Source organism: Streptomyces sp. NPDC001156, assembly GCF_053598275.1.
This window is the reverse complement of record NZ_JBSFJX010000059.1, coordinates 1-14,437: the sequence shown is the minus strand read 5'-3', so window position 1 is coordinate 14,437 and position 14,437 is coordinate 1. Positions and strand designations below refer to the sequence as shown.

Here is a 14,437-nt window from a genome sequence, read left to right as displayed (position 1 = left end):
GAGATACGGCGAATTGTCCGTCATGCCCCCGGGCTGGTGTCCTCCCCCAAGCCTCGCGGGGGGTTTGGCGGGTCGCGCCGCCCGCCAGAGATGAGGGGAGACCCGAAGACAGGAGGCAGGCGCGTGCTGGTGGTGTCCGAAGAGGTACGGGAGGCGCTCGCCGCGCGCCGGCCGGTGGTGGCCCTGGAGTCGACGATCATCGCGCACGGACTGCCGCGCCCCCGCAACCTCCGGGTCGCGCTGGAACTGGAGGACGTCGTCCGGGAGGAGGGCGCCGTACCGGCGACGATCGCCGTCCTGGACGGCCGCGCCCATGTCGGTCTCGACAAGGGGCAGGTGGAGCGGGTCGCGAACGAGGAAGGGATCCGCAAGCTGGGGCATCGCGATCTGCCGCTCGCGGTCGCTGCGAAAGTGAGCGGGGCGACCACCGTGTCCGCGACCGCGCTGCTGGCCTCGCTCGCGGGGGTACGCGTGTTCGCGACAGGCGGGCTCGGCGGTGTCCACCGGGAGTGGACCGTGACCCAGGACGAGTCGGCCGACTTGGGACTGCTGGCACGGACCAGGATCACCGTGGTGTGCGCGGGTGTGAAGTCGATCCTGGACGTGCCCGCGACGCTGCAGCGCCTGGAGACCCTGGGAGTGGCGGTGGCGGGCTATCGCACGGATCGCTTCCCGGGCTTCTATCTGTCCGACTCGGGACACCCGGTGGACTGGACCCTGGAGTCACCGGAGCAGGTGGCGCAGGTCATGCGTGCGCAGGACGAGCTTGGAGACCCTGAGTCGGCCCTCATCGTCGCCAATCCGGTTCCCTGGGAGGAACAGCTCGATCCGGGTCTCCACGAGCGCGTACTCGCCGACGCGCTGCACGCCTGCGAGGAGGAGGGCATCACCGGTCAGGCGGTCACACCGTTCCTCCTCGACCACCTGGTCCGGCACACCGACGGAGCCTCGCTGAACGCCAACCTGGCAGCGGTACGAGGGAACGTACGCCTGGCGGCGCGGATCGCGGCGGCCTGGGCGGGGGCGTGAGCGGGGCGCTGCTCGTCGTCGGGGACGTCGTCACGGACGTCGTCGCCCGGCACTGCGGCCCGCTGGCATCCGGCACGGACACGGCGGCGGTCATCCGGACACTGCCCGGTGGCGCGGGCGCGAACGTCGCGTGCTGGGCGGCCCACTGGGGCTGCCCGGAAGTGCGGCTGCTGGGTCGCGTCGGAGCCGAGGCGGTCGCTTGGCACGAGAGGGAGCTGACGGCCTCGGGTGTACGGCCCCACCTCGTCGTCGACCCCGAGGTGCCCACCGGGACGGTCGTCTGCCTGGTGGACAACGGCGCCTCGGCGGAGCGCACCTTCCTCACGGACAGCGGGGCATCTCTGCGGCTGACGCCCGAGGACTGGTCGGACGCGCTGCTCGACGGTGTCCGGCGGCTGCATCTGTCGGGCTACCTGTTCTTCGCCGATTCGAGCCGTGCGCTGGCGAGAACGGCACTGGGGGCGGCACGCGCGCGTGGAGTGCCGGTGAGTCTGGACCCGGCATCCGCCGGATTCCTGACCGAGGTGGGCGTCGGCACCTTCCTTGCACTCGCCGAGGGGGTCGATGTGCTGCTGCCCAGCCAGGACGAGGCGTGTCTGCTGACCGGACTGCCCGACGCGGCCGACGCGGCAGCCAAGCTGAGCCGTCACGTCCCTTTGGTGGTCGCCAAGCTGGGCGCCCAGGGAGCACTGGTGGCGGCGTCGGGAGAGGTATGGGCCCGGATTCCCGCGGTCCCCGCCGCCCCACGTGACACCACGGGAGCGGGGGACGCGTTCACCGGAGCCTTCCTGGCGGCACTGCTCGCGGGAGCCGACCCGGAGGACGCGGCAACCGACGGGTGCAGGGCGGGAGCCATGGCGGTGGAGAGGGTGGGAGGCAGACCCGCGAGCGACACCTGGTAGGTGCCGACCGAGTCCGCCCGCCGAGGGCGCCACTCTCCCTTGTTCCTTTACTCCTTGTATCCCCATGCCGAGATCATCGGTGCCGTTGCCAGATCCATGGTGCCGGAGGCGACATTGGACAGATGACGGTCGATCTCCTCGTCCGTGGCGAGGCCGGCGGAGACGAGGCGGTCCCGGATCTGACGGACCGTCGCGGCTTCGAGGGCGGTGCAGGCCGGCGAGGTGATGGGGAAGTAGGCATCGGCCTCCACGCGACGCAGGCCCGCCTCGCGCAGCAGACGCGGGAGCCGGCGGCCGTACGACAAGTCGGCGCCGCGTTCGGCGAGGAGGGTGCGGAAGCCCGTGCGCAGCCGGTTGGCGAGCTGTTGTTCGGGGCCGTACTCGTCCGGGCAGATGAGCGGCTGGAGCGCGGGGTCGGCGTCCTCGATCAGGAGCCGTCCGCCGGGACGCAGCGCCTTGATCATCGATCGCAACGCCCGCTCCCGGTCCGGCACATGGACGAGGACGAGCCGGGCGTGCACGAGATCGAAGCCCTCCCCCGGCGGATCCTCGGCACCCACGTCGTGCGTGCGGATCTCGATCGGGGCGCGCGCGGCCGCTGCCGCCCAGGAGGTGTCGATGTCGGTCGCGAGGACCTTTCCGGTGGGGCCGACTTTCCTGGCGAGCCAGGAAATCACGGAGGTGCCTCCGGCGCCGACCTCCCAGCAACGCCAGCCGAGTCCGAGGCCGAGGTCCTCGAGATGGCGGAACGTCGTGGGGTCGAAGAGCGTGGAGAGCGCCTCGAAACGCCGGCCCGCCTCCGTCTGCTGGTTGTCGAGGAGATACCCGTCGGTTGGCGTCATGAGGAGATCATCCCAGGTGGCCCGTCCCTTCGTGCGAGGCGACTCTCCGCACGGTCCCCGCGGTCGGACCCTCGGGGGGACCGCGGCGATACCCCACGGGCGCCCCACCGAGGTTCTGCACAACGACCGAAGCGGAACGTACCGTTTCCACAGGCTTTTCCGGCGATCGAGCCGGACTGGCAGACTGGCCCGAAAGCCGCACTTCGGCGCGGGGAGATCCACGCAAGGAGATCCAGATGTCCATGGCAGGGAATCTGCGGAAGGTCACGAGCCTCGGCAGGGTCGACGGCCTCCGCAGGGTGGCGGGGTTGGCCCGGCGTCGTGGGCGCGTCGATCTGAGCCACCCTGCCCGGTCACCTCTGGGCTCCGCGGTGGTCAACTGCGTGACGTACCGGGACGGTGTACGCGTTCCCGGCGGCCGAGATCTGGTCGAAACGGTGGAGCAGGTCCGCAAGAGCGGCGACGGCTTCGTGTGGCTCGGCCTGCACGAGCCGACGGTCCAGGAGTTCGAGGGCATCGCCGATCTCTTCGACCTGCACCCGCTCGCGGTCGAGGACACGGTGGAGGCCCACCAGCGCCCGAAGCTGGAGCGGTACGGAAACACGCTGTTCGCGGTCTTCAAGACCGTCTGCTACGTGGAGCACAAGGAACTGACCGCGACGAGCGAGGTCGTGAACACCGGTGAGATCATGGTGTTCGCCGGCCCCGCCTTCGTCATCTCGGTGCGACACGGCCGGCACGGTTCGCTCGGCCCACTCCGGGAGGAACTGGAGGCCGACTCGCAGCAACTCGCCAAAGGCCCCGCCGCGGTGCTGCACGCGATCGCCGACCATGTGGTGGACGACTATCTCGGCGTCACCGACGCGGTGCAGCAGGACATCGACCAGGTCGAGTCGGACGTCTTCGCGGAGAACGGCGCACGACTGGATCCAGGCCGCATCTACCAGCTCAAGCGTGAACTCCTCGAGCTGAAGCGGGCGGTGGCGCCACTGAATCGTCCCATCCAGGAGTTGGCCACCACCCCGATCCGAGTGATCGCCCCGGAGATACAGGCCTACTTCCGCGATGTCTCCGACCACCTGCTGCGCGCCACCGAGCAGATCGCGGCCTTCGACGAGTTGCTCAACTCCATCCTGCAGGCGCATCTCGCGCAGGTGAGCGTGACGCAGAACGAGGACATGCGGCGGATCACGGCATGGGCCGCTCTCATCGCGGTGCCGACCATGGTCACCGGCGTGTACGGCATGAACTTCAGCTACATGCCCGAGTTGCGCTGGAAACTGGGCTATCCGCTGGTTCTGGTCGTCATAGCCGTCGGTTGTCTCGTCCTGTACCGGGGGTTCAAGCGCAACGGCTGGCTGTAGCAGCCGGTCAGCGCCTCAGCTCCTGGCGTAGACGCCCTCGACCCAAGTGGCGAGCTGCTCGGCCCTCAGATGACGGGCCAGATCGGACTCGCTGATCATGCCGACGAGACGCTTGTTCTCGATGACGGGAAGCCGGCGGATCTTGTGCTCCTCCATCTCGCTGAGCACCTCGTCGACATTGGCGTCCGCGTCGATCCAGCGCGGCGTGCCCTGGGCCATGTCGCCCGCGGTCACGCGTGAGGGGTCATGGCCCATGGCCACACAGCCGACGACGATGTCGCGGTCGGTGAGGATGCCGCAGAGCCGCTCGTTCTCGTCACTGATGGGCAGCGCACCGACGTTGAGTTCGCGCATCAACTGGGCGGCGCGGTCCAGGGTTTCGTGGGCGGGGATCCACTGGGCGCCACGGTGCATGATGTCTCCGGCGGTGGTCATGGAGCACCTCCTGATGCCGGACGGCCGGCGCGGCACGGAACGCACCGCATGTCCCGGCGCCTTTCATTCTCGCCGTGTCCCTGAGGCATTGCACCCGGAGCAGCCGGGCCGTGCAGGTGCTCGGGAGTGCCGGGTGCGGCGGTGAGCCGAGGAGGTTTGCGCTCGGGCTGGGGAGCTCTCCCCATCCCATGCAGGCACATGAGAGGTAAATGCGGAACCGGGCGCGTCAGCCGTTCCACGCGGGGTGGCGCGGGTCGTCCGCACGGATCAGTACGTCCGCGGCGGCACCCGGGTCCGTCTCGGCCTCGTACCGCTCGAAGGCGGGCAGCGTCCAGTGCTCCGCCTCCGGCGTACGGCGGCGAAGCGCGCCGGGCGAGAGGAACACGTGGACGGTCAGGTCGAAGGGGAACCAATGCCTCAGGAGGAGGGGGCCATGGAGCAGGAGAAGCCCACCCGGCGGAAGCCGGACATAGGGACTGCGGGTGGCGCGGTCGGTGACCGGGTCCCACAGGTCGGGCAGGAGGCGGCCGTCGCCACCGGGTTCGAGGGGGCCGAAGACCTCGCGCCACAGGGCGCCGGTGTCGAGCCAGCCGTCGTAATAGGCATCCAGGTCCCGATGGCCGTGCTCGAGGCGGACGGATGCGGGACGCAGGAAGCCCTCCGTTCCGACGACGAGCGATGGCAGGCCACGTATGCGCAGCGCATCGGATACGCGCAGGGCGAGGTCGCCGGGATGCGCCGCCGGGGCTCCGTCGAACGCGATGCGCGGCCAGGGGCTGCCATCGGCGGCCTTCAGGTCGAGCAACCGGTCGGCGAGGAGGTCGCCGAGCCGTTCCCAGGTGATCGCTTCGAGTCGCACAGGGCCCATGATGCCGCGCCCCGACGGGAAACCCCCGGCCTGGCCCGTGCGGGCAGGACGGAGGCGTGCGACAGCCAGCAGGCGTCACGATCGGCGACGGAGGGGCGACGCCGCGATCGCCGAGGAGGCCGGACGGGGTCGGCGGCCCAGTTCACCGAGTCGCCCGGCAGGGCCGCGCCCGCAACGCCACCGGATCGGATCGGATCGGTGCGCCGAGGTCGTCGTCGGGACGGGAGGGGAATGAAGCGGATATGGCACCGACCTCAATTCCTCCGCCCCGGAGCGGACCTCTTGTGTTCCAGCCGGTCAAGCGACGGCACTGTGCCCGGTGCGGAAGGGTGCCGTTGCCGTTGCTGGTGCTGGAGGAGGGTGCGCCCAGATGTCTGGACTGTGCGGACCTCGGGCACCTGGTGTTCCTGCCCCGCGGCGATACGGCGCTGACCAGGCGGTCACGCGAGGCGAGCACGCTGTCCGCTGTGGTGGTGCGGTTCAATCGGCGCCAGAGCCGGTACGAGCGGCAGGGGGTGCTCGTCGAGGAGGCGGCGCTGGCGCTGGCCGAGGAGCAGTGCCTGGCGGACGCCGAGGCACGCCGCAGACGCCGGGCGCGGGACGCACGGCGCCGGGCGGCGGAGGATGTGCGGTTCACGGAGGCGTTCGCCCAGGAGATCCGGCGGCTGTTTCCCGGATGTCCGGCAGCGCAGGCGCAGGAGATCGCTGCCCATGCGTCGCTGCGCGGAAGCGGGCGGGTCGGGCGCAGTGCGGCGGGCCGGGCACTGTCGTCGGAGGCGGTGGCGGCCGCGGTGCGCGCCGCCATACGTCACACGCAGACGCCGTACGACCAGCTCCTGATGAACGGCGTGCCGCGGCTCGAGGCACGGCGGCGGATCGCGGACGACGTGGAGTCGGTCCTGCGGGACTGGCAGCTCCGGGAGGCGGCATGATCCCGCACCGGGCTGAGCGGTCGAGCGGGAACCAGCGCCGGCTGCCTTGCGTCACGTGATTCCGCACCGATGGGTCGTGGACGTTCAGGCCCGCACCTGCACGAGCCGTGCAGGGTCACAGGTCTCGCGCGACATGTCACTTCTGGTGACGGGAAGAGATGGGAAGGATCCCCCTGTTCGGGGACCGATGCGGGAGTTGACATGACGGATTGGCCGTACGCCCTGCTGGCCGTGCTCGGGGTGCTGGGGACCGGGCTGGTGGCAGGGGTGTTCTGCGGGTTCTCTACGTTCGTGATGCGGGGGCTTGGCTCCCTGCCGCCGGCGCAGGGGATCGCCGCAATGAACGCGATCAACAAGGCGGCGGTGACACCGACCTTCATGATCATATTCGTTGGGTCCGCGATGGTGTGCGCCGTGGTCGCCGTGGTGACGTTCGTGCTGTGGCCGGCCGAGGCGGTGGAACTGCTGGTCGGCAGTGCCCCTGTATCTGATCGGTGTGTTCGGAGTGACCGCCGTGGCGAATGTTCCGCGCAACGAGGCGCTTCTGCGGATAGGCGCCGGCTCTCCGGAGGCGTCCGCGTACTGGCGCACATATGTGAGCGAGTGGACCATGTGGAACCACGTCCGCATGGTGGCCTCGACCGGCGCTGCGGTCTCCTATGTTCTCGCCCTCACCTGAGGCCCCCGGGAGCCCTTTCCGCAGGTCCCGGCGCCGAGGAGCGGGTGGGGCGGTGGCGTCGTATCGTGACCTGAAGCGGTCCCGTACGCGCACGCAAGGGAGACGGCCATGGCCGATCCCAAGGGATTCATGAGCACACCGCGCGAGGAGTGGCCCCGCAGGCCCGTCGAGGAGCGGGTACGGGACTGGAACGAGGTGTACGTCCCGGGTGCGTTGCTGCCGATCATCAGCAGGCAGGCCAACCGGTGCATGGACTGCGGAATCCCGTTCTGCCACGAGGCCTGCCCGCTCGGGAACCTCATCCCCGAGTGGAACGACCTCGTCTCACGCGAGGACTGGCGAGCGGCGAGCGACCGGCTGCACGCCACCAACAACTTCCCTGAGTTCACGGGGCGCTTGTGTCCGGCGCCCTGCGAGGCGGGGTGTGTCCTCGCCATCAACCAGCCCGCGGTCACCATCAAGAACGTGGAGGTGGCCATCGCGGACCGGGCCTGGGAGGAGGGGTTCGCTCCGCCCCGCCCGCCGGAGCGGCTCTCGGGGCGGACCGTCGCGGTCATCGGTTCGGGACCGGCGGGTCTGGCGGCGGCCCAGCAGCTCACCCGTGCCGGACACACGGTGGCGGTGTACGAGCGGGCGGACCGGATCGGGGGGCTGCTGCGGTACGGGATACCGGCTTTCAAGATGGAGAAGCGACATCTGAACCGGCGGCTGGAGCAGATGCGCGCCGAAGGCACGAAGTTCCGTACGTCGACGGCCATAGGGACGGACATCGGGGCGGCCGAACTGCGGGCTCGGTACGACGCCTTGGTGATCGCGACGGGTGCGACTGCCTGGCGCGAACTGGAGGTGCCGGGGCGGGAGTTGGCCGGGATACATCAGGCGATGGAGTACCTTCCACTGGCCGACCGGGTGTGCGAGGGCGACCTTGAGGTCTCGCCTCTGTCGGCGGTCGGGAAGCACGTCGTGATCGTGGGCGGCGGGGACACCGGGGCGGACTGCCTGGGAACCGCGGTGCGCGAACGGGCCGCCTCCGTGACACAGCTGGACATCTACCCGTTGCCGCAGGCGGAGCGGGACGAGGACACCGAGCCGTGGCCGACGTATCCGAAGATCTACCGGCTCTCGGGCGCGCACGAGGAGGCGCGGGATCTGCGGACGGCGCCCGCGGCGGACTCGGACGCGCGGCTGTTCGCGGCGTCCACCCTGCGGTTCACGGGCGACGCGGACGGGCATGTGCGGGCCCTGCACCTGGTCGAGGTGGACGAGCGGCGACAGCCGATGCCTGACACCGGGCGCACGCTTCCCGCCGACCTGGTACTGCTCGCGCTGGGGTTCTCGGGACCCGACCGCGGGGACGGGCTGATCGACCAGCTGGGAGTGGCACTCAATGGCCGCGGGACGATCGCACGGGACGAGGACTTCGCGACGAACGTCCCCGGCGTGTACGCCGCCGGGGACGCCGCACGCGGACAGTCGCTGATCGTGTGGGCGATCGCGGAGGGCCGGGCCGTGGCGGCGGCGGTGGACCGGAGCCTGAGCGGCGGTGCGTCGCGCCTGCCGGCACCGATCGGCCCGTACGACCGACCGATGACGGCGTAGCGACCGATGACGGGGTAGCGACGGATCACGGGGTAGCGACCGCCGGGATCCACCGGTCCACGGCCGGGGCTCTCAAGGGGGCCATCCGCTCGCGATCGGGGTCCGCAGGAACACGACCAGGGAGAACACGTTCGGGAGGAACACGCACGTCCGGCAGGAACGCGCCCAGCCGGACCACGACCCGCAGGATCACGTCCGGCTGAACGCACAGCCCGCCCAGGGGCACATCCGCCGACCACACGACCGTTACGGCCAAGACGACCGTGGTGGCCGGGTGGCCGTGGGGCACCCAGTAGGCGCCTCCACGACCCAACGGTCACACGGGCCTGCTCGGCCCGGTCCCTACGCCTTCCGGCCCACCGCTCCGTAGCCGGGGATGACGCCGTCGTCCTGCCCGGCGACCGGCTCGCCCAGCTCGGGGTGCCACTTGTGGACGACCTCGACACCCGGTTCGACCAGTTCGAGTCCGTCGAAGAAGCGGGCGAACTCGGCGCGAGAGCGGAGCGCCAGCGTGACCCCGGCGGCCTTGAGCTTCTCGGTCGCCGCCGCCGACTCCTCCGGGGTGAAGTCGGGGGTGGCGTGGGTCATCATAAGGCAACTACCGGAGGGCAGTTCCGACAACAGCCGACCGACCAGTTCGTGCGCCCCGTCCTCGTCGGAGATGAAGTGGAGCAGCGCGACGAGGGAGAGCGCGACGGGGCGGTTGAAGTCGAGAACCTTCCTGGCGCCCTCGATGATGGCGTCCGGGTCGCGCACATCCGCCTGCAGGTACTCGGTCACGCCTTCGGACGTGCTGCGCAGCAGGGCCGCGGCGTGGGCGAGCACGATGGGGTCGTTGTCGCAGTAGACGACGCGCGCGTCCGGCGCGATCCGCTGCGCGATCTGGTGGAGGTTCGGCTCGGTCGGGATGCCCGTGCCGATGTCGAGGAACTGCCGGATGCCGCTCTCGGCCAGCCAGCGTGTGGCGCGGTGCATGAACGCGCGGTTCACCCGTGCCATCACCGGTACACGCGAGTCGAGGGCGAGCATCTGCCGGCCCATCTCCTCGTCGACGGGGTAGTTGTCCTTCCCGCCGAGGTACCAGTCGTACATGCGCGCGGGGTGAGGCATGCTCGTGTCGATGACGACGGCGTCCTGGGCGGGGTCCTGCCCGGTCATGAGGAGCTCCGTGAGTCTGTAGGACAGTCAACGGTCAACTGAGTGCCAATTTAGCGGTGGGACAGCAACGTCATGAACCAGCAAGGGAGTTAAGAGAGCAGGAAGTCCGCCTCCCCCGCCTTGGCTCCCTCGATGAACGCGGTCATCTCGTCGGAGGTGTAGATCAGCGCGGGACCGTCGGGGTCGGTGGACTGGCGGACGGCTATGCGGCCGTCGGCGAGCTTCATGGCCTCGAGGCAGTTGCCGCCGTTGCCTCCGCTCCACGGCTTGTGCCAGCCCTCGCTGCCCAGTTCGCGGGCGGGCATGCCGTTGTAGACGCGTCTGCGCGGCGTGATGCGATCCATTACAGCTCCTTGCGGAGATCCTCGAGGATCTCCTTCGTGCGTTGTGCCGTGGCGGCCTGAGCCGCCATGCGGTCCATGACCTCGAGGTGGGTCGCCACCTCGGCGCGAGCGTCCAGGTAGACGGCTCCGGTCAAGTACTCGCTGTAGACCATGTCCGGCAGTTCCGGCATGGCGAATCGGAACAGTACGAAAGGCCCGTACGTACCCGGATGCGGGCCCGAGGAGAACTCGAGCACCTGGAGCGTCACGTGGGGCAGCCGCATGACCTCGAGGAGCCGTTCGACCTGGGTGCGCATGACCCGAGGGCCGCCGACGGTACGGCGCAGCGCTGTCTCGTCCATCACGGCCCAGATGGCGGGCGCGTTCTCACGTGTCAGCAGTTCCTGGCGCTGCATGCGCAACGCCACGTGCCGTTCGATGTCCTCGGGCCTGGTCTGCCCGACGGCGCCCGACTTCAGTACGCCCCGGGAGTACTCCTCGGTCTGCATGATGCCGGGCACGAAGTGGGGCTCGTACTGACGGATGAGCGCGGCGGCGCCCTCCAGGCTCACATACATCGAGAACCAGCCGGGCAGGATGTCGTGGAACCGCTGCCACCAGCCCGGCTTGTTGGCGTCCTCCGCCAGCTGGACGAACGCCTCGGCCTCGTCGTCGCCCACCCCGTACGATTTCAGCAGCAGTTGAAGGTACGGGATCTTCAACGCGACCTCGGCCATCTCCATACGGCGGACGGTGGCGGGTGCCACACGAAGGATGCGCGCGGCCTCCTCCCGCTTGAGACCTGCCCGTTCACGCAGGTCCAGCAGGCGCCGGCCAAGAACGACCTGACCGACCGTCGGCGCCGAACGCGGCTCACTCAACGCCGCACCTCCTCCCGTCCTCCGATGTCCTGACAGCCCGAACGCCGCCAGTAGAAACCTTTCCGCACCGCTCATCGCCTGTTCAGGCCCGGCATGCCTACCGCAGCCCTGAGCGGCGGACCGGCAGGCCAGCGCTTGGATCCCAACTGGCGTCGATCAGCGTGCTGTTGCGAGCAGTGTGCCATGCACCTTCTCGCAGTCACACTGCACTCTGCAATTTTCACAGTGACTCTTGCCAAGTGTTCACGCCGCGGCGATAGTGGCAAGCGTGATTCCGTCCGCGTCGTTAGGAACAGACGCCACCACAGACCGGTTCGGGCCTGGTGGCGCCGCGGGAATGCCCCCCGGCGCGGCCGCTGAACGCCGGTTCCGCTTCGAGCTCGTGGCACATCCGGGCTCCGTCGCACGGGCCCGGCAGCTCACGCGCTCCCGACTGTCCGGCTGGGCGGTGTGCGAGGACACCTGCGACACGGCGACGCTGGTCGTCTCCGAACTGGTGACCAACGCCATCGTGCACGCGGCCGGAGAGCACGTCGTCTGTGAACTGCGCGACGAGGACGATGTGGTGCGCATAGTGGTGACGGACGAGGGATGCGCTCCGGGTGAGCCGCACCCCGGCCCGCAGCGGCCCGACGAGGAGCACGGGAGGGGACTGCTTCTCGTCGCGGCCCTGTGCCGGGCTTGGGGTGCTCAGGCGGCGGGTTCCGGACTCCTGGTCTGGGCCGAGCTGGCGCGGGACGCCGACCGGTCGGCGTCCGGCGAACGGGCCCACCCGGCACAGCCGTCCCGGGACCTGTCGAGTTCCGGCGACAGGTCCCGGGCATCGGAGCACACCGTCGCGCAGTACGACCTCGGGTGGAGCGCCAAGAAACCGCCGGTGAGCGGAGAGCCACGGGCCGACCTGGGCTGGAGCGCGAAGCGCCCTCCGGCTGACGGCGGCGGGTCCGAGGCGGAGGCGTCCTCAGAGGCGGGGCCCTCATGGGTGTGAGGGGTACACGGGCGGCGCAGGTCCTGACCCTGGACTCGCTGGTGCGCCTCAGGCGGGCACAGCCGAAGCCCGGAGCAGTGTCCCGGCGGGTTCAACTGCCCGACGGCATGGCGCTCCCGCTCGGTTGCGACGCGGTGGCGATGCCCGCGCGTCATGGAGCGCTGCTGCTGTCCCGGCTGCCCAGGGTGGGCTGCGTGTACGCCGACCGGACGGACTGGTGGTGGATCGTGCCGTCCGACTCCGATGTCGCGCTGGACTGGCCGGCGCCCGCACGTTACGTACCGGGCGCGTTGCTCGCGGGTGCACCGGACAGCCCCGGGCTCATCCACCGCCCGGACGACAACATGCCGTACACCCCGCCGATCCCGCTGTATCTGGCGCTGTGCCGGATCACCGGCACCGCCCCGGCGTGGTTGCGTCCGCTCAGCGCCTGACCGAACGACCACCATCTGCGACCGGAATCGCCCGCCACGCGAAAGTGCGGTGCCCGGCGGATGGAGGGCTGTCTTCCTGGGGAGACCCTCTTTCGTCCGCACTCGGGGGAGGTCATGCGTGGCGAGGAAGTCCCAGGAATCCGGCGAGAAGAAGGCCGCAGCGGAAGCCCCGGCCACATCCGACTCGGAGTTACTGCTCTTCGGCGGTCCGTTGCGCTACGACATGGGCTGGTCCCAGCACTCCGACGCGTTTCTCGAGCTGAACTTCCGGGCCATGGTGACCCGGCTGCCGTCGCTGCTCGCCTCGAGCTTCCGGCTCGCCTGGCAGGCGGACCGGGGCGCCGCCCGTGTCGTCCTGAGCGCGGAAGGGGGCCGCGGGGTCGCGCAGGCGGTGAGCCTGCTGGCGGTCAACTCCGTGCTGGCCCGGCTGATGTCCGACGGCCCGGTCGAGGACCGGCTGCGCGGCGCCGTGCCGGCACTGTTCGCGGTCGCGGCGGTCTTGCTGGTGTCCGCACTGCTACGGGCGGCGTCGACGTACGCCACCGGGCGACTGGAGCCGAAGGTGGAGCGGGTCGCCACCGAGCTGTATCTGGAGCGGGCCGCGGCCGTGGAGCTGTCCGCGATCGAGGACGACGCCTTCCACAAGCTGCTGGACACCGCGCAGTACGGCGCGGCGTCCGCCCGCCGCATGATGGGGCTCGCCACCCAGGTGGTGAACGCGCTCATCTCGCTGGTCGCCGCGGCGGGTGTGCTGACGGTCCTGCACCCGGCGCTGCTCCCGCTCCTCGTCACCATGACGTTGCCCAGCGCCTGGAGCGCACTGACGATCGCCCGGCGCCGCTACGAGTCCTTCCACGCCTGGGTCCAGCACGCCCGCGCGGGCCGGCTGATCAGCAGTCTGCTCACCGAGCCGGCCGCGGCCCCCGAGATCCGAGTGCACGGCGTCGGTCCCTTTCTGCTGCGCCACTTCCGCGCGATGTCGGAGACAGCCGAGGCCGAACAGGCCCGCCTGGCCCGGCTCGAGGCGCGTACCGGTCTGATCGCGGCCACCTGGACGGGCGTGGCCGTCGTGGCGACGTACGCGACGCTCGGGGCTCTGCTGTACACCGGCGCCATGTCGCTGTCCGTGGCGGGTACGGCGGTCATCGCGATCCGCACCGGCTCGGCGAGCCTCGACTCGCTGGTCCTCGAGATCAACTCCCTGCATGAGGAAGCCCTGTTCGCGGGCGATCTGCAGCGCCTGTACGTCGAGGCGGCCAAGCGCGCGATCCCGGAAGGCGGCGATGCGCTCCCGGAGGATCCGAGCGAGATCCGCTTCGAGAACGTCACGTTCACCTACCCGGGTACCTCCAACCGGCCGGCTCTCCAGGATGTCACGCTGTCCGTGCCGCTCGGCCGGATCGTGGCCCTCGTCGGCGAGAACGGATCCGGCAAGACGACCCTGGTCAAGCTTCTCGCCGGGCTGTACGCGCCCGAGCGGGGCCGGATCCTGTGGGACGATGTCGACGCGGCGAAGGCCGACCGGCGGCAACTCGCCGAGCGCGTCGCCATGGTGGCTCAGGACTTCAAGCGCTGGCCGTTCACCGCCCGCGTCAATGTCGCGGTCGGACGCACGACCGCGCCCGTCACCGATGAACGCATCACCTCGTCGGTCGCCCAGGCCGGTGCCCAGGACGTCGTCGCGGACCTGCCCCGCGGCCTCGACACGCTGCTCGCGCGCGGTTTCAGCGGCGGGCACGACCTGTCCGGCGGCTAGTGGCAGCGGCTCGGCATCGCCCGCGCCGCCTACCGGCAGGGGCAGATCCTGATCGTGGACGAGCCCACGGCCGCGCTCGACGCCCGGGCCGAACTGGAGGTCTTCGACAGGATCCGCGCGCTCGCGGGCTCCGCCTAGAAGATCACTGAAAATCTTTGGTTCTGGCCCCGCAGGTACTGATGCGGGGTCAGACTGTTGTGCATGCAGGGGGAATGGGCTGGGGAGAGGGTCGGGCCGGACGTGTGGG

Annotated in this window: 13 protein-coding genes and 2 pseudogenes; 9 read left to right on the top strand and 6 right to left on the bottom strand. The window is 70.2% G+C overall.

Annotated elements, in window-relative coordinates:
- Positions 1 to 123: 123 nt before the first annotated feature.
- Together ACWDA7_RS25605 and ACWDA7_RS25600 are read left to right on the top strand one after the other, a co-directional pair.
- Positions 124 to 1,029 carry a pseudouridine-5'-phosphate glycosidase gene (locus ACWDA7_RS25605; protein ID WP_450606566.1) on the top strand — a complete coding sequence of 302 codons (906 nt, stop codon included), beginning with the start codon at positions 124 to 126 and terminating at the stop codon, positions 1,027 to 1,029.
- Positions 1,026 to 1,931 carry a carbohydrate kinase family protein gene (locus tag ACWDA7_RS25600; RefSeq protein ID WP_450606564.1) on the top strand — a complete coding sequence of 302 codons (906 nt, stop codon included), beginning with the start codon at positions 1,026 to 1,028 and terminating at the stop codon, positions 1,929 to 1,931. The genes ACWDA7_RS25605 and ACWDA7_RS25600 overlap by 4 nt, the downstream gene beginning before the upstream one ends.
- A 47-nt stretch (positions 1,932 to 1,978) precedes the next feature.
- Here the strand turns inward: ACWDA7_RS25600 and ACWDA7_RS25595 are convergent, their stop codons facing one another.
- Positions 1,979 to 2,773, bottom strand: coding sequence for a methyltransferase domain-containing protein (locus ACWDA7_RS25595; RefSeq protein WP_450606562.1), 795 nt, complete (start codon positions 2,771 to 2,773; stop codon positions 1,979 to 1,981).
- 236 nt (positions 2,774 to 3,009) lie between these two features.
- Between ACWDA7_RS25595 and ACWDA7_RS25590 the strand changes: the two genes are divergently transcribed.
- Positions 3,010 to 4,137, top strand: a complete 1,128-nt coding sequence (locus ACWDA7_RS25590; protein WP_450606561.1) for a magnesium and cobalt transport protein CorA — start codon at positions 3,010 to 3,012, stop codon at positions 4,135 to 4,137.
- Between the two features lie 15 nt (positions 4,138 to 4,152).
- On the opposite strand, the gene ACWDA7_RS25585 is transcribed toward ACWDA7_RS25590, so the two are convergent.
- On the bottom strand, positions 4,153 to 4,572 hold the full coding sequence (locus ACWDA7_RS25585) for a CBS domain-containing protein (protein ID WP_450606559.1): 420 nt from the start codon (positions 4,570 to 4,572) through the stop codon (positions 4,153 to 4,155).
- A 226-nt stretch (positions 4,573 to 4,798) separates the two neighbouring features.
- On the bottom strand, positions 4,799 to 5,440 hold the full coding sequence (locus ACWDA7_RS25580; RefSeq protein WP_450606557.1) for a uridine kinase: 642 nt from the start codon (positions 5,438 to 5,440) through the stop codon (positions 4,799 to 4,801).
- A gap of 242 nt (positions 5,441 to 5,682) precedes the next feature.
- On the opposite strand from ACWDA7_RS25580, the gene ACWDA7_RS25575 reads away from it, so the two are divergent.
- From ACWDA7_RS25575 to ACWDA7_RS25565, 3 genes and pseudogenes are all read left to right on the top strand, one after another.
- Positions 5,683 to 6,372 (top strand): DUF2293 domain-containing protein, encoded by a 690-nt coding sequence (locus tag ACWDA7_RS25575; protein WP_450606555.1) that lies wholly within the window; start codon positions 5,683 to 5,685, stop codon positions 6,370 to 6,372.
- A gap of 201 nt (positions 6,373 to 6,573) precedes the next feature.
- Positions 6,574 to 7,051 (top strand): annotated as a pseudogene (locus tag ACWDA7_RS25570) (anthrone oxygenase family protein).
- Between the two features lie 108 nt (positions 7,052 to 7,159).
- Positions 7,160 to 8,650 (top strand): glutamate synthase subunit beta, encoded by a 1,491-nt coding sequence (locus tag ACWDA7_RS25565; RefSeq protein ID WP_450606553.1) that lies wholly within the window; start codon positions 7,160 to 7,162, stop codon positions 8,648 to 8,650.
- A gap of 342 nt (positions 8,651 to 8,992) precedes the next feature.
- Here the strand turns inward: ACWDA7_RS25565 and ACWDA7_RS25560 are convergent, their stop codons facing one another.
- The 3 genes from ACWDA7_RS25560 to ACWDA7_RS25550 form a co-directional block, all read right to left on the bottom strand.
- Complete coding sequence (locus ACWDA7_RS25560) at positions 8,993 to 9,808, bottom strand: SAM-dependent methyltransferase (protein ID WP_450606551.1); 816 nt, start codon at positions 9,806 to 9,808, stop codon at positions 8,993 to 8,995.
- Positions 9,809 to 9,897: 89 nt separating this feature from the next.
- A complete protein-coding gene (locus tag ACWDA7_RS25555) occupies positions 9,898 to 10,152 on the bottom strand; it encodes a DUF397 domain-containing protein (RefSeq protein WP_359389508.1) in 255 nt (84 codons plus the stop codon).
- A complete protein-coding gene (locus ACWDA7_RS25550; RefSeq protein ID WP_450606549.1) occupies positions 10,152 to 11,012 on the bottom strand; it encodes a helix-turn-helix domain-containing protein in 861 nt (286 codons plus the stop codon). The genes ACWDA7_RS25555 and ACWDA7_RS25550 overlap by 1 nt, the downstream gene beginning before the upstream one ends.
- A 382-nt stretch (positions 11,013 to 11,394) precedes the next feature.
- Between ACWDA7_RS25550 and ACWDA7_RS25545 the strand changes: the two genes are divergently transcribed.
- From ACWDA7_RS25545 to ACWDA7_RS25535, 3 genes and pseudogenes are all read left to right on the top strand, one after another.
- Entirely contained in the window at positions 11,395 to 12,000 is a 606-nt protein-coding gene (locus tag ACWDA7_RS25545; protein WP_450606547.1) for an ATP-binding protein, read from the top strand.
- Positions 11,991 to 12,434, top strand: a complete 444-nt coding sequence (locus ACWDA7_RS25540) for a hypothetical protein (protein WP_450606545.1) — start codon at positions 11,991 to 11,993, stop codon at positions 12,432 to 12,434. Before ACWDA7_RS25545 ends, ACWDA7_RS25540 begins: the two co-directional genes overlap by 10 nt.
- A 223-nt stretch (positions 12,435 to 12,657) precedes the next feature.
- Positions 12,658 to 14,322, top strand: a pseudogene (locus ACWDA7_RS25535) (ATP-binding cassette domain-containing protein); the annotation flags it as partial.
- Between the last annotated feature and the right edge of the window lie 115 nt (positions 14,323 to 14,437).

Coding starts and splice junctions, on each gene's coding strand:
- ACWDA7_RS25540 (WP_450606545.1), top strand. CDS start 11,991: ATGGGTGTGAGGGGTACACGGGCGGCGCAGGTCCTGACCCTGGACTCG.
- ACWDA7_RS25580 (WP_450606557.1), bottom strand. CDS start 5,440: ATGGGCCCTGTGCGACTCGAAGCGATCACCTGGGAACGGCTCGGCGAC.
- ACWDA7_RS25555 (WP_359389508.1), bottom strand. CDS start 10,152: ATGGATCGCATCACGCCGCGCAGACGCGTCTACAACGGCATGCCCGCC.
- ACWDA7_RS25565 (WP_450606553.1), top strand. CDS start 7,160: ATGGCCGATCCCAAGGGATTCATGAGCACACCGCGCGAGGAGTGGCCC.
- ACWDA7_RS25575 (WP_450606555.1), top strand. CDS start 5,683: ATGGCACCGACCTCAATTCCTCCGCCCCGGAGCGGACCTCTTGTGTTC.
- ACWDA7_RS25590 (WP_450606561.1), top strand. CDS start 3,010: ATGTCCATGGCAGGGAATCTGCGGAAGGTCACGAGCCTCGGCAGGGTC.
- ACWDA7_RS25595 (WP_450606562.1), bottom strand. CDS start 2,773: ATGACGCCAACCGACGGGTATCTCCTCGACAACCAGCAGACGGAGGCG.
- ACWDA7_RS25585 (WP_450606559.1), bottom strand. CDS start 4,572: ATGACCACCGCCGGAGACATCATGCACCGTGGCGCCCAGTGGATCCCC.
- ACWDA7_RS25560 (WP_450606551.1), bottom strand. CDS start 9,808: ATGACCGGGCAGGACCCCGCCCAGGACGCCGTCGTCATCGACACGAGC.